The organism is Simplicispira sp. GW247-4R2A (genome assembly GCF_059424465.1).
In genome coordinates this window covers 1-12,990 of sequence record NZ_JBWKZM010000031.1, presented here as the reverse complement: position 1 = coordinate 12,990, position 12,990 = coordinate 1, and the positions used below count along the sequence as shown (strand labels likewise).

19 protein-coding genes and 1 pseudogene are annotated in these 12,990 nt (G+C 65.7%); 5 read left to right on the top strand and 15 right to left on the bottom strand.

Going from position 1 to position 12,990, the window contains the following annotated elements:
• Positions 1-34: 34 nt before the first annotated feature.
• A complete protein-coding gene (gene traJ / locus AC07ZH_RS17435; RefSeq protein WP_000426567.1) occupies positions 35-409 on the bottom strand; it encodes a conjugal transfer transcriptional regulator TraJ in 375 nt (124 codons plus the stop codon).
• A gap of 373 nt (positions 410-782) precedes the next feature.
• Between traJ and AC07ZH_RS17430 the strand changes: the two genes are divergently transcribed.
• From AC07ZH_RS17430 to AC07ZH_RS17420, 3 genes are read left to right on the top strand one after another with little or no spacing between them, the layout of a single operon-like run.
• On the top strand, positions 783-1,181 hold the full coding sequence (locus AC07ZH_RS17430; protein WP_001127128.1) for a TraK family protein: 399 nt from the start codon (positions 783-785) through the stop codon (positions 1,179-1,181).
• Positions 1,181-1,906: a nucleotide-binding protein gene (locus AC07ZH_RS17425; protein ID WP_011114058.1), complete on the top strand. Its 726-nt coding sequence runs from the start codon at positions 1,181-1,183 to the stop codon at positions 1,904-1,906. Before AC07ZH_RS17430 ends, AC07ZH_RS17425 begins: the two co-directional genes overlap by 1 nt.
• Positions 1,906-2,346: a conjugal transfer protein TraM gene (locus tag AC07ZH_RS17420; RefSeq protein WP_000718516.1), complete on the top strand. Its 441-nt coding sequence runs from the start codon at positions 1,906-1,908 to the stop codon at positions 2,344-2,346. Before AC07ZH_RS17425 ends, AC07ZH_RS17420 begins: the two co-directional genes overlap by 1 nt.
• Before the next feature lie 202 nt (positions 2,347-2,548).
• On the opposite strand, the gene kfrC is transcribed toward AC07ZH_RS17420, so the two are convergent.
• The 13 genes from kfrC to AC07ZH_RS17355 all read right to left on the bottom strand — a co-directional run bounded on the left by kfrC (position 2,549) and on the right by AC07ZH_RS17355 (position 10,626).
• Entirely contained in the window at positions 2,549-3,202 is a 654-nt protein-coding gene (gene kfrC / locus AC07ZH_RS17415; protein ID WP_000826922.1) for an IncP plasmid survival protein KfrC, read from the bottom strand.
• Positions 3,203-3,230: 28 nt separating this feature from the next.
• Complete coding sequence (kfrB, locus tag AC07ZH_RS17410; RefSeq protein WP_000664557.1) at positions 3,231-3,578, bottom strand: IncP plasmid survival protein KfrB; 348 nt, start codon at positions 3,576-3,578, stop codon at positions 3,231-3,233.
• A 170-nt stretch (positions 3,579-3,748) separates the two neighbouring features.
• Positions 3,749-4,780, bottom strand: coding sequence for a DNA-binding protein (locus AC07ZH_RS17405; RefSeq protein ID WP_011114059.1), 1,032 nt, complete (start codon positions 4,778-4,780; stop codon positions 3,749-3,751).
• Positions 4,781-4,958: 178 nt separating this feature from the next.
• Positions 4,959-6,008 carry a transcriptional repressor gene korB gene (locus AC07ZH_RS17400; protein WP_011114060.1) on the bottom strand — a complete coding sequence of 350 codons (1,050 nt, stop codon included), beginning with the start codon at positions 6,006-6,008 and terminating at the stop codon, positions 4,959-4,961.
• Positions 6,005-6,769, bottom strand: coding sequence for a ParA family protein (locus AC07ZH_RS17395; RefSeq protein WP_011114061.1), 765 nt, complete (start codon positions 6,767-6,769; stop codon positions 6,005-6,007). Before AC07ZH_RS17395 ends, AC07ZH_RS17400 begins: the two co-directional genes overlap by 4 nt.
• Complete coding sequence (locus AC07ZH_RS17390; protein ID WP_011114062.1) at positions 6,766-7,074, bottom strand: transcriptional regulator KorA; 309 nt, start codon at positions 7,072-7,074, stop codon at positions 6,766-6,768. The genes AC07ZH_RS17395 and AC07ZH_RS17390 overlap by 4 nt, the downstream gene beginning before the upstream one ends.
• A gap of 106 nt (positions 7,075-7,180) precedes the next feature.
• Positions 7,181-7,510, bottom strand: a complete 330-nt coding sequence (locus tag AC07ZH_RS17385; protein ID WP_011114064.1) for a DUF2761 domain-containing protein — start codon at positions 7,508-7,510, stop codon at positions 7,181-7,183.
• Position 7,511: 1 nt separating this feature from the next.
• Positions 7,512-7,838, bottom strand: coding sequence for a KleE stable inheritance protein (gene kleE, locus AC07ZH_RS17380; RefSeq protein WP_011114065.1), 327 nt, complete (start codon positions 7,836-7,838; stop codon positions 7,512-7,514).
• A gap of 208 nt (positions 7,839-8,046) precedes the next feature.
• The gene (gene kleA / locus AC07ZH_RS17375) at positions 8,047-8,283 is read right to left on the bottom strand and encodes a stable inheritance protein KleA (protein ID WP_011114066.1); all 237 of its coding nucleotides are present in this window, start codon (positions 8,281-8,283) and stop codon (positions 8,047-8,049) included.
• A 157-nt stretch (positions 8,284-8,440) separates the two neighbouring features.
• Positions 8,441-8,698, bottom strand: coding sequence for a transcriptional repressor KorC (gene korC, locus AC07ZH_RS17370; RefSeq protein ID WP_011114067.1), 258 nt, complete (start codon positions 8,696-8,698; stop codon positions 8,441-8,443).
• A 16-nt stretch (positions 8,699-8,714) separates the two neighbouring features.
• Complete coding sequence (locus tag AC07ZH_RS17365) at positions 8,715-9,923, bottom strand: hypothetical protein (protein ID WP_011114068.1); 1,209 nt, start codon at positions 9,921-9,923, stop codon at positions 8,715-8,717.
• An 11-nt stretch (positions 9,924-9,934) separates the two neighbouring features.
• Positions 9,935-10,153: a hypothetical protein gene (locus tag AC07ZH_RS17360; RefSeq protein WP_012478187.1), complete on the bottom strand. Its 219-nt coding sequence runs from the start codon at positions 10,151-10,153 to the stop codon at positions 9,935-9,937.
• Positions 10,154-10,197: 44 nt separating this feature from the next.
• A complete protein-coding gene (locus tag AC07ZH_RS17355; RefSeq protein ID WP_011114069.1) occupies positions 10,198-10,626 on the bottom strand; it encodes an antirestriction protein in 429 nt (142 codons plus the stop codon).
• Between the two features lie 172 nt (positions 10,627-10,798).
• On the opposite strand from AC07ZH_RS17355, the gene AC07ZH_RS17350 reads away from it, so the two are divergent.
• Together AC07ZH_RS17350 and AC07ZH_RS17345 are read left to right on the top strand one after the other, a co-directional pair.
• Positions 10,799-11,062: a type II toxin-antitoxin system RelB/DinJ family antitoxin gene (locus AC07ZH_RS17350; RefSeq protein ID WP_011114070.1), complete on the top strand. Its 264-nt coding sequence runs from the start codon at positions 10,799-10,801 to the stop codon at positions 11,060-11,062.
• A complete protein-coding gene (locus tag AC07ZH_RS17345) occupies positions 11,049-11,330 on the top strand; it encodes a type II toxin-antitoxin system YafQ family toxin (RefSeq protein WP_011114071.1) in 282 nt (93 codons plus the stop codon). The genes AC07ZH_RS17350 and AC07ZH_RS17345 overlap by 14 nt, the downstream gene beginning before the upstream one ends.
• Before the next feature lie 1,344 nt (positions 11,331-12,674).
• On the opposite strand, the pseudogene AC07ZH_RS17340 reads toward AC07ZH_RS17345, so the two are convergent.
• Positions 12,675-12,914, bottom strand: a pseudogene (locus AC07ZH_RS17340) (Tn3 family transposase); the annotation flags it as partial.
• Positions 12,915-12,990: the final 76 nt, after the last annotated feature.

Sequence of the window (12,990 nt, the reverse complement as noted above, 5' to 3'; positions counted from 1 at the left end):
GGCCGCCCCTCCGGCTTTTTAGCCGCTAAAGAAGTCAAGGCTCGGCCCTCGGCTGAACCACGGCCTTCATGATCCGGCTCATTTCGTCCTGGGTGGCCTCGATCCGGCCCAGCAGGGCCAGGATGGTCGCCTCGCCGAACTGGAGCGTTCGCACGTCATCGGTCAGCCAGAGCTTGAGCAGGCCGCCAAGGCGGCCAAGGTCGCCGTTGACGCGCACCAGCTCGCGCACGTGCTGGTAGTCCATGACGCCCTTGATCTGGTAGCCCTGGCCCACGTCGCGCAGATAGCGCGCCACGCTGACGCCCGCCCTCTTGGCGTTCGCCTCGATCTCGTCTTTCTCTTCGGGGAACACCGGCACCCGCAGGTGCTGCCGCCGCCGGCGGCCGTGTTCCTTTTCGTCGTTCTCCATGCCTCGCCTCGTCTCTCATGCCGGCGGTAGCCGGCTGCCTCGCAGAGCAGGATGACCCGTTGAGCGCCCCCGGCGCGAATAAGGGACAGTGAAGATAGATAACCGGCTCGCCGGTTAGCTAACTTCACACATCCTGCCCGCCTTACGGCGTTAATAACACCAAGGAAAGTCTACACCAGCCATTACGATTTATCCGCAACTATCGCGCTATCAGGCCGCAAAAGCAGCAACGGATATAGCGAAAACCGCCACAATGGCCCATAATGCCGCTATCGAAGCGTGCCAATGCACGCCGATAGCGGACTTTTTGCGTTTCCGTAGCGCCGCTTAGTAGCGTTACATTTGCGATGAGAGGATTAGATGGACGAACACGATGCCAAAGACCTACCCCGAAGAGCTGGCTGAATGGGTGAAGGGACGGGAAGCCAAGAAGCCGCGCCAGGACAAGCACGTGGTCGCGTTCCTGGCCGTCAAGAGCGACGTTCAAGCGGCGCTCGATGCGGGCTATGCGATGAAAACGATCTGGGAGCACATGAAGGAAACCGGCCGGCTGCGCTGTCGGTACGAAACCTTCACCCAGCACGTGAAGCGGTACATCAAGGCCGCGCCGGTAGCTTCCCCGCCGCCTCCCGCCACTCCCCCGGACAGCCAGCCCAAGGGCGCGAAGCCCGAGCCGAAGGCCGCCCCGCCGGCCTCGGAATCCAAGAGTGAGCCGCCCAAGATCGGCGGCTTCACGTTTGATGCGACTCCAAAGAAAGAGGATTTACTGTAATGGCGAAAATTCACATGGTTCTGCAAGGCAAGGGCGGCGTCGGCAAGTCGATGATCGCGGCCACCATCGCGCAGTACAAAGCCGGCAAGGGACAGAAGCCGCTTTGCATCGACACCGATCCGGTGAACGCGACGTTCGAGGGCTACAAAGCCCTCAACGTGCGCCGGCTCAACATCATGGACGGCGACGAGATCAACACCCGGAATTTCGACGCCCTGGTCGAGATGATCGCGTCGGCCGAGGGCGACGTCATCATCGACAACGGGGCCAGCTCGTTCGTGCCGCTGTCGCACTACCTCATCAGCAACCAGGTGCCGGCGCTGCTCCAGGACATGGGCCACGAACTCGTGGTGCATACGGTCGTCACCGGCGGCCAGGCCCTGGTGGACACGGTGAGCGGCTTCGCCCAGCTCGCCAGCCAGTTCCCGGCCGAATGCCTGTTCGTGGTCTGGCTGAACCCGTATTGGGGGCCAATCGAGCACGAGGGCAAGGGGTTCGAGCAGTTGAAGGCGTACACGACCAACAAGGGCCGTGTGTCCGCCATCATCCAGATTCCGGCGCTGAAAGAGGAAACCTACGGCCGCGACTTCGCCGAAATGCTCCAGGATCGGCGCACCTTCGATGAGGCCCTGGCCGATTCGGCGCTCACGATCATGACGCGGCAGCGGCTCAAGATCGTGAAAACCCAGCTCTTCGCCCAGCTCGAAAACGCGGCGGTGCTCTGATGGCGGCCGACGACAAGATCGAGGAGCTGATACGGGAGATCGCGGCCAAGCACGGCATCGCCGTGGGCCGCGACGATCCGATCTTGATCCTCCAGACCATCAACATGAAGCTGATGCAGGACAGCGCATCGGCCCAGCAGGAAATCTTGGACGCCTTCAAGTCGGAACTGGAGTCCATCGCCCACCGATGGGGTGATGACGCCAAGGGAAAGGCGGAAAGGACGCTCAACGCGGCGTTGGCGGCCAGCAAGGACGCCATGACGCGGGGAATGCAGGAGGGCGCGAAGGCGGCCGCCGAGGCCGTGCGGCGTGAGGTTGAGGCGGTGACGGCGCAGCTCGTCGCGCCGATCCGCGAGGCGCGGCGCGTCGCCATGATGAACATGGTCGCGGCCGGCATGGCGGTCGTGGCCGCCGGCCTGGCCCTGTGGGCCTCGCTGTAGATGGCGATGCGGGATCTCATCGTCAGAACTGGCGATGGTCGACCGCGCCGGCGGCATCGCCAGGTTCGGCGATGCTGGCCAGCTCCCGGCATCGTCGCTTGTGACGATGCTGCAGGATGATTCCACCAGGCCCTCGGCGGGCCTCCCTCGCCAGAAATGGCGATGCTCGAGAAAAAAGCCCGGCGACCGCCGGGCTTCGTTTTTATGCGGGCCTGGCTGACAGGCCCAAGGACTGCGATCTCCCTGGCCGCTCCTGGGCCTGGGATTGCTTGCGCTCCTGCTCCTGCTTGCGCATCAGCAGCTCATGCCGGCGGGCGGCCTCGCGCATGGCATCCCAATCGGAAGCCAGCTCGGGGTTCTCGGCGCGCATCTTGCGCGTCGCCAGCTCTTCGATCTTCGGCGAGTGCAGGCCCATGCCTTCCTTGATCTCGCGGACGGCCTCCAGGCGCGCGTGAAGCGTCTGCAAGCGGGCCTGCTGCTGCGCCTGCTGGTTCTGCCAGGCTCGCTTAGAGCCGGGCAAGGAAAGCCGGCCAGGCGCGGACGCCTGGGTCTGCTGCAAACGGGCCTGCTGCCGGTCGATCAGGTTTTCTAGCCTGTCCTCGATGTGCTCCACCTGGTCGTGCTTGGCCTGCACGTAGAGCGCCAGGGTTTCGGGGTAGGACTGCTCGACCGGGGCCGCCTCTAGGGTGGCCTGCTGCTCGATCTCGGCCGCCTGGGCGGCCTCCAGCAAGTCGGCTCCGGTGTCCTCGCGCGAAGCGCCGAAGGCGGCACCGCCGAGGGTGGCCGGCGCGCTGACGCGGGCCGGCTTGGTGGCGCGGCTCTCGGTGCCGCTGCCGGGGATGGTGAGTCGTTTCAAGGGCGTGCCTCCTTTTTAGCCGCTAAAGCTACATGGAGCGCCCCCGCGTCAGTTTCGGGGCCTCTGCGGCGACTGCCGCCTTGCCCTGGGCGTTGTAGCTGATGCTCTTTGCGCTCCCAATTTCAGGTACTTTATCGAAATCTGACCGAGCGTGCATGACAAAGTTCTTGCCGATCTGCTGGTACACGTTGGTGGCGTCGGCATGAACGATCACGCCGGCGTGGGTCTGCTTCTTGTCGGCCGCTTGGGCCGTGTACAGGTTGTAGATGCCGGGCTTCAACGCGCCCGCCTTGTCTACTTTCTGATTCGTCCAAGCGCCGTCCTTTTCGGCCTGAACGATGCGTTGACCGTTCATGACCAAGAGGCGTTCTTTCATCGGGCACTCCTATGGTTGCCGTAGTTCTCAAAAGGGTGATGGTGGCCCCATGCAAGCCGCGCTCCAACAAAAAAGCCGACCTCGGCAAAGCGAGGCCGGCTCTTCCCAGCGGCCGGGTTGTGCGTTTTGTCAGGGTTCCAGGGTAATTTTAAGGAAAACCAACCGATTTATCAGGTCTTTTTGCGTCCGCCGCTGGTCGGATCGGCCGCCCGGCCTTGCGCCATGACGGTTTCCAGGGCCTCCAGCCGGCCGCGAAGCCCGGCCGCTTCCTCGCGGGCCTGGGCAGCGTCGCGCTTCGCCTGGTCGCGCTCGCCCTGGGCGGCGGTCAGCCGCTCGGCCTGGCGGTGTGCCTCGGCCGCCATCGCCTTGCGCTGCTCCTGGTGGGCCTGCTCGGCCGCCTCGGCCTTGGCCTGCACCTTCACCAGCTCCGCGCGCACCTGGTCGCGCTCGGCGGCGGCCGCCTCGGTGGCCTTCCGCTGCTCGGCCTGAGCGGCGCGCGCCTGGTCGGTCGCCTGGTTCGCCCGCTCCAGGTCGGCACGCAGCTCGCCGGCGCGGCGCTCGATCTCGGCGGTACGGCTGTTCGCGGCCGCGAGGTCGGCCCGCAGGGCCTCCACCTGGTCGGCGCTGGCCGTGGCCCTCTCCTGGGCCTTGTCGCGCTCTGCGCGCGCCTGGCGGGCTTCCTGATGGGCGTGATCCAGCTCCGTGCGCAGCTCGCCGGCCCTGGCCTCGGCCGTGGCCGCGCGCTCGCTGGTCGCCGCGAGCTTGCCGCGCAGCTCGTCGGCCTCGCCCTTGGCGGCCGCCTCGACGGCCTCCAGGGCCGCGATGCGGGCCTTGGCCTCGTCCAGCTCGCCGGTGAGCTGGTCGGCCAGCTCTGCGGCTTCCTGGCGCGCTGCTTCCGTCTCCTGGCGCACGGCCTCCAGCGCCTCGCGCTCGGCGGCCAGGCGGTTGTTCGCCATTTCCAGCGCCACGGCCCACAAGTCGCCGCCCAGCTCGGCCAGCTTGTCAGTGATCGCCTGCGGTGCCGGCTCGCGGATCGGGGCGGCCTGGCTGGCCTTGCGTGCGCGCCACTCGTTCATCGCCTCGCTGATGGTGGTGAAGCTGCCGCTGCCGAGCTGCTTGCGCACGTTCGCCAGCGTGGGGTTCTGGCCGGCCGCGTCCAGTTCGTCGGCCACCGCAAATATCTGCTCCTTCGAGATCGCCATGTCGGGCCTCCTTTGGCCGGTTGTATGTTGTAGCGTGAAGCATACTACAACATACAACACTACGCAAGCGGTTTAGCTGAACTTTTTTTAGCGGCTAAAACGCGGGCAAAAAAAGCCCCGCTCGATGGCGGGGCGATGGGTGGGGGTCGGTGGTCGGCGATGCCCGGCGCTGGGCGTGTCAGCCCTCCAGCAGCGCGACAAGCTGCACGGTGCCAAGGTCGGCCTCGAACTCCTGGCCGTCATCCTCGTATTTGAGCCAGGCCCAGCCCTCGGCCGGGGGCCGGCGGTTGAGGATCAGCCGTGCCGGCCGGTCGTCGTGCTTGACCTGGATGATGGCCTTCTTGAGCTTGTCGGGGTCGGCCTCCTTCGGCTCCTTCTTCCCCTTGGCGTCATCATCCTGCGGCCCCTGCTCGCCGTCGCCGGCCTCGGCGTCGGTCTTGCCGGTCAGCGCATCGACGGTGTTGGGATCACGGTCGCCGTCCTCGTGACTGCGCTTGTCCTCCAGGAACTCGCGCAGCAGCTTCACCGAGCCGCGCGTCAGCTCCTGGCTGTCGTCGGCCAGCCAGGCGGCCACCTCGTCGGGGTTCTTCTTGTAGGCCGTCACCAGCTCGTTGATGACAGTCACGTCCTTGCCCCGGCCGCTATTGAACGCCTCGGCAATGGGTTCGGGCAAGTCCAGCAGCGTGACGTGCTGCGTGACGAAGGCCGGCGACTTGCCGATCTCCTTGGCGATCTCGCCCTTCTTCTTGCCCTTCGCCAGCTCGCGGCCGATGAAGTCGGCGATCTCACGCGCCGTCAGCTCGTTGCGTTGCAGGTTCTCGATAACCTGGTCGGCCTCGTTGTAGTCGTTGTCGATGAAGGCCGGGATCGTGGTCTTGTGCGCCCACTTCGAGCCGCGATAGCGCCGCGCGCCGTGGTTGATGAGGTAGCGCCCCGGTGCGTCCGGGTTCTCGCGCACGCTGATGGGCGACTTCACGCCGCGCGCTTTGATCGTCTCGCCGATCTCCGCGATGCTCTCCGGCGAGAAGCCGGGGTTGTCGGCCGTGCGCGGCTGGTGCGGGTCTTCGTCGATCAGGTCAAGCGGCAGCTCCTGCGGGCCTGCGCCGCCGGCGTTGGCCGCCGGCTGCTCGTTCAGCAGGCCGGCCAGGTCGCCCAGCCCGTCCAGGCCCAGCCCGGACGATTGCGGCTTGTCCTGCTCCTTCTTCTTGGCGTTGGTCTTGGCGCTCATTGCGCGATCTCCATCTTCGTGAACACGTAATCCGCCAGCGCACGCACCTCCTGGGTGGCCTTCCGCGCGGCGGTCTTCTTGATCTTCCACACCGGCATCTGCTCGCCCAGCGCCTCGGCGATGCTGTCACGCGCGCCGATGCTGAACGGCAAGATGAGCTGCGGGTATGCCTGCTGCAACGTCGCCAGGTTGTTGACGTGGCGCGGCTTCCGCGCGTCCACCTTGTTCGGCACCATGCCGAGGAAGCGCAGCTTGGGGTTCTGCTTGCGCAGGTTGCTGATGACCGCGACCATCTTCTTCATGCCCTGCAAGCTGTACGCCTCCATTTCGATGGGCGACAGCATGTAGTCGGCCGTCAGCACGGCCGCCGTCATGGCGACGCCAAGGGAGGGGGCCGTGTCGATCAGGCACACGTCGAAGAACTCGCCCAGCGCGGCCACACTGGCCCGCAGCGCGGCGGCCGCCTGGGAAAGCTCCATCTTGTCCAGGTTCGCCAGGTTGGCGTCTGCCGCGATCAGCGCCAGGCCGTCATCCTCCCGGTCAGCGAACCAGGCGCGCAGCTCGTCGCCGCCGGCGGTGAACATGCGACTGGCGGGATAGCCCGAGTCGTGGCCGGCCAGCGTCCAGCTCGCATTGCCCTGGGTGTCCAGGTCGATCACTGCAACCCGAAGGCCGCGCTCCTGGAAGTCGAACGCCAGGTGGCAGGTTGCGAACGTCTTGCCTTGACCGCCTTTCTGAATTGCCGTGACCAGTGTTTTCATGAGTTGGGTTCCTGTTTCCTCTTTCCCTTGGCGTCGGCTTCCCAACGCTTGACGATGAACGCTTGATGCTCCGGCAGTACCGCCGTCACCCGCTCGAAGCCCTGCGGGAGCACTTCCCCCGCCACTGCCCACACGCGGCTGACCGCTTGCGATACCGCCCCCTTGGTCAGCCCCAGCGAGGCCACAAACTCGGCCTGGGGCCTTCCATCGACCAGCACGCCGCGCGCTATGTCGATGGTCTGTTGCCCGATCTCCAGGCCCTTGATCGCCGCCTGGAATTGGGCTTCGGTTAGCCGTTTCTTCATGGAGAACACCCATATAAACTCCACACCCGGTTGTTGAACAAAAGGCGGTGCCAGCCGCCGACCATGTGCAGAAGTTTAGCTAAACTCGCCGCCCGCGTCAAGCGTTTTAGCGGCTAAAAATGGGCGCGTGATCTTCTTTCTTGGCGTTCAACCTGGCCGCGTCAGCGGCACTCATGAAGAACGTCATCAGCGGGCCGACCGTGCGGCTCGAACCGTTGGCAAAGCACACGTCGAACTGACCGCCGGCGGTGTGCGGATCGACGCCTTCCACCAGTCGCCAGGGGTCAAGGCCCCATTCCTCGGATTGCGCGCTGTACCAATAGGCCGGCGCATCGCCGTTCAAGTCGCTGGCCGCGTACTCGCGCACCAGGACGGCCACCCGGCCGGTGTTCGGCTCCACGAATCCCGGCGGGTAGGGTAGGGTCTGTTTTTTCATGTCAAAGCCCCTTCGGCTTGTAGATCGAAACGAAGTAGGTGATCGCGGTCAGCACCGCGAAGTACGCCAGGAACGACCAACCGGCATACACGCCAGGCGTGTTCCAGTGGTAGAGCATCCGCACGAACTGGAAGAAGGTGGCAATCGACAGCACCCACTTGAGGATCGGCCAGACCAGCACGGTCGCCACCCATACGAACTTGACCAGGCCGGCCAGCAGGCCAGCACCGGGGGCCTTGTTGGGGGCAGCAGACGCGGCGGCAGGCTCCACCGGCGCGGGCGCGGCGGGCTGCTCGATCTCCTTGGGGAACTTGATGATGTTGGACATAGCTTGACCCTCCACGCGCTTACGTGTTGAATGCTGGGTGCTCCCACTCGGAAGCATGGTTACGGTGTGCCAGCACCAGGCCAAGCGCCCCGGATCACTCCGGGGCGTTCCTCCACCTGGGGCCGCCCTTGATCTTGCCTCGGCTCACGCAATACTCCTTCTTGGCGTCCTCGATAGGCCCGGCCGTTGCCGACCGGGCCATGTGCTCTTACCAGCCGGCCCGGCGCTTGGCCTGCTCGACGGCTTCCATCGACCAATGGCCCTTGGCCTGCCCCTCCAGGGAGCATCCGGCGAAGTACGCCTTGCCGCGCAGTTCCTCGGCTTTGCACACCAGCTCGGCCGCCTCGGCCATCATGGCCGCGATCTCGTCACGGCGGGCCGGGAAGTCGGTCGCTGCCGCGCCCTCCAGCTCGTCAATCCAGGGCATAATCTTGTTGTCGCTCATCGGACTTTCTCCGGTAGTTGACCTGGGCAATGTGCCCGGCCTTCAAGTGCTATATTAGGGCAAAATGCCCTAGCCTGTCAAGCACTTTAGCTAAACTTTTTTCGCTTTACCGGAATCCGAAGGCTAAACTTTAGCCGCTAAAACCTTTCCCTTGGCGTCAATCCTCTTTCCAGATCACGCCCAGCCCGGCCTGGTCGCACAGGATCGCCCATGCCGCATAGGGAATCGGGGTGTCCTCGCCGATCCAGCGGCGGATCGTGCGGTCGCCCTTCGCGCCCAGCCCCAGCGCCTTCGCGGCCTTGCTGCCGCTGAACCCGGCCAGGCGCAGCACCTCTCGGACTTCCTCGCCGGTCGGTTGCGCCCAGCGTTCGGCCGGCTTCAAGCACTCCAGCCGGATATTGGCGTCGTTCGTCATTCGTTCGTTCTCCTGGTCAAGTGATAAGCCGCAACTGGTCGAAGCCGTAGATCGACTGGATGCAGCTCGGGTCTGAATCGACCACGCGCCGGCCTGCGCGATTGGTCTTGTACGTTACCGGCCTGTCGTCGTGCGCCCACACCTGGCGGGTGTCGGGATGCACCTTCACGATGATGATGCGCTTGCCGATGTAGCGGTCGAAAACCGGGTGATGGACGCTCACGATCTCGCACCGCTGGCCGGGCTTGAACTCCACCAGGTCGGCCGGGCCTCCATCGCCATTCCTGGCGATGCTGCAGGTTGCCGCGCTCGCTCGCGGCATCGTTGTTTCCGGCGATACAGGCCCGCCCTCGCCCGGCTCGGCATCGTCGGCTTTGACGATGCTGCAGGTCATCGTCGTTTCTGGCGATGCGGGATCTCGCTCCGGGCCTGCGCCGGTGATTTTTCCCTTGGCGTCCAACCCGGCGGCCCTGGCCGCCTTGATCCTGGTCGCGGCCTCGGCCGCCCAGCGCCTGGCGATGAAGGCCCGATGCGAGGGCAGCACCACATCGACCAGGACGAACCCCGGCGGCACCAGGACGGTCGCCGGTGCGCGCCGCGCCGGCGGCTCCAAGCCGGCCAGCCAAGCGGGCAGGGGAGCATCGGCCAGGCGGTCGCGGTAGCTGGCCTCGACCATCACCGGGCGCTTCTTCTCGGCTCGCTGCGCAGCCAGGATGCCGCGCGCAACCTCGTCCACCGTCATGCAGCCCTGCGCCGTGTCGAAGTGCGAGCGGTAGCCCGTTTCGGAGATAAACGGCCTGTCCAGGTCGATGACGTGGAACTGGAAGTGGGCACCCAGCGGCCCGCCGTAGCCGGCCTCGTACTCCACCAGGGCGCGCATGTCGCCATCCGCGACCAGGAACTGGCCGCGCTGGCCCCACAAGGGCACGTCGCCAGGCACCGCCGCGCAATGGCGCTCGATGACCTGGCCGGGCGCGTCGTGGTCGGCCATGCTGCCCACGTGCGTTCCGCCGTTCATCTTCCAGATGACGGCCTCGTATCGGTCGCTGGCCGCCTCGGCGGCCGCACCGTCACCGCGCATGATCGCCGCGTCGATCTCCACCACGGCCGCCACGGCGGCGGCCAGCAGCTCGTCGCGGTCGGTGGGCAGCTCGGCCAGCAGCTCGGCCGCCGGCGCGTTCCAGTCCTGGCCCGGCTGGGCCGGCGTCTTGCGTTTCTTCGCCATCGGCCGGCCCCTCAAGTGTCAGCACGCCGCCACGCGATCACGTCGCGGGCTTCGTAGCCGTGGCGCTTGCAGTCGTCGCAGAATCCCGAGCTGAACCCCTTGTGGTTCGTGCCGATCCATGCGGCCGGCTTGCCGCATTCGTGGCCGTAGGTGCCCGGCTCGGCGTTGTGGCACTTGCCGTCCGTCGCGTAGCTGTTCGTCGGTGCCTGGGGAGCGTTGTTCCTGGTCATGGTCGCCTCCTGGAAGCCCCGGCCGAAGCCGGGGCCGCCCCTCATCAGTCAATAGCCCGGTAGATCGCGGCCGCCTCGGCGTGGCTGGCTGCGAAGCCGCGCAGGAAGTGATAGCGGTCGATCAGGGCATCGCCGGCGTCCGTGTCGGCGGCCTCGGCCGCGAGCTGACCCAGCGCGAACAGGGTTGCGACAATGCCGGCGGCGTCGGCCGACAACTCGCCTCGGAAGCCGTTGCCGTCCACCTCGATCTCCAGGCGGTCGGCCAGGTCGGGGGCCATGTAAAAACCGCCGTCCGACAAGGTGTAGTAGTGCCAATACGCGCCGCTGTAGCGTTCGCAGAGCCGGCGAAGCCAGGCATACACCAGGGCCTCGCCGCGCATCATCAGACGCGGGCCGAAGTAGGCGGGCAGGAAGTCGAGGCGCTGGGCCTCGGCGACCAGGGAAGCGGTAACGGGTTGCTCTTGGGTGTTCATCGGACTTTCTCCGGTAGTTGACCTGGGCGAAATGCCCGGCCTTCAAGTGCTATATTAGGGCAAAATGTCCTAATCGTCAAGCACTTTAGCTAAACGTTTTAGCCGCTAAACCTTGCCCTTTCCCTTGGCGTGCATTACAATGTAATTCACGAACCCAACCGGAGAACCAATCATGGCTGCAAACCAGCTCGTACAAACGCGCATCGACGGCGCGATCAAGGAAGAAGCGGCGGCCGTCCTGGCCGCGATGGGCCTTACCGTGTCCGACGCGGTGCGGCTGCTGCTCACGAAGGTGGCCCAGGACAAGGCGCTGCCCTTCGAGCCGCTGATTCCGAACGCCACCACCATCGAGGCGATGAAGGAAGCCCGCAAGGGCAAGCTGCCGCGCTTCGCCACCGTCAACGATCTGATGGCCGATCTGCATGCGGCAGATTGAGCGCACCGGCCAGTTCAAGCGCGACTACAAGCGCGAGGCGAAAGGGCAGCACCGGGCCACGCTCGACGCCGACCTGGTGCCCGTCCTGGTCGCGCTCGCCGACGACCAGCCGCTGGAACCTCGGCACCGCGACCACGCGCTGACCGGGGACTGGAAGGATCACCGGGATTGCCACGTCAAGCCCGACCTGGTGCTGATCTACCAGAAGCCCGACGCCGACACGCTGCGCCTGGTGCGCCTCGGCTCTCACTCCGAACTCGGCTTGTGATCGGCGCGGGCCTGGCCCCGCGTCTCACGTTTCATTGACACTTGAGGGGCGCTTTCCGCGCCACCGGCCGAGCTGGCCGACCCCCTTCCTTGGCGTAAAACCTGCGGCGGTGGAGCTGCTGCGATGCTTGAGGATCGCGCGGCCGGTCGAACCGCGGCGACCTGGTTGGGGAGTGTGAGGGGGCTTTGCCCCCTCGCAAGCTCTCGAACTTACTGCCTTCCGCCAGGCGCTTGCGCCTGGCTCTCCTAAGCCGTAGCGCCGAAGGCGCTCCATTGTGGGGTGAGGCCGCAAGGCGGCCGAGGGGCGTAGCCACTGGGGGGATGGGAGGCCGCTTGCGGCCGGGTGGGATCGAGAAGGGGGGTTTCCCCCCTTCGGCGGCCGGTCATGCTGCGCGGTAGCTTGGGCCGTGTTGCCGTTTTTTTCGCCAGCCTCTGGTTAAAACTACCTGGTTATATAAAAAGGTTATAAAGACGGTTAAAAACCTGGTTAGCATGACCGAAAAACGCGCGTAAACCGTTGTCACGCCAAGGAAAAGCGCGAAGAGGCAGCCCCTCAAGTGTCAATGGATAAGCCCCCCATGTGTCAATACGCTGCCCCTCAAGTGTCAAGAACCGCGCCCCTCAAGTGTCAGTAGGGCCGCCCCTCAAGTGTCAATACCGGGGCAGGGTTCCTAACAGGGTTATCCACAACTTCGGTGGATAACTCCATGCCGATCAGGCACTTAGGCCGCCTCGGCGGCCGCCTGGACGGCTCGACCAGGCCGAAATCGGCCGCTGCCCCCCAAGTGTCAACATCGCGCCGGCCCCGCTGCCCCTCAAGTGTCAACGTCAGGGCTGCGCCGGCCGGCCTCGGCCGACTTGTCCCGAAACTGTCCACAACGGCCGCGCCGGTGGGGCAGGGCAGGGAAGGCCCCGGAAACGGGCCAGGAAGGCCCGTCAGGGCCGCAAAGCCCAGCGGCGAGGGCCACCGGCCCGGTGAGCGTCGGGAAGGCGCTGGAAGCCCGCCAGGGGCGAGACGGGCGGCTCTGCCGCCTGGCTCGATGCGCAGCACGACATAGCCGGTTCTCGCGGCCGCCGGCCGGGAGAATCCCCCGCAGCTCGGCCCCTCAAGTGTCAAAGGGTGGATCTCATCGTCAGAAGCGGCGATGCGAGATCCAGCGCCGGCGTCGGCCGTCATCGTCGGAACTGGCGATGGGGCCCTCGGTTCATCGTCAAAGGTGGCGATGGTCGACCGTGGCCAGGACGTGGCCAGCCTCGCCGGAAGTGACGATGCTGCAGCTCGACGTGCGCGAGCTGGTGCGCGGTACTGCCTGGGGTCGCCTCAGAAAACGGAAAATAAAGCACGCTAAGCCGGTTGCAGCGGTCGTAGCGGCCTGAACTTGCCCGCGCCGATCTTGGCGCTGCTGCGCCAGAGGTAATCGCCGGTGAGGTTGATGTGCTCCCAACCGAGCGGCGACAGGTACTGCAACAGCGCGTCATCAACGGCATGGCCGTTGCCACGCAGCGCGTGCGCAGCCCGTTCCAGATAGACCGTGTTCCACAACACGACGGCAGCCGTTACCAGATTGAGGCCGCTAGCCCGGTAGGGGTCTCCTCGTTTTCAGTGCAATAAGTGACGGTACGAAAAGCTAGCACTGGCGCGGAGGTGGTGTTGGTAGATC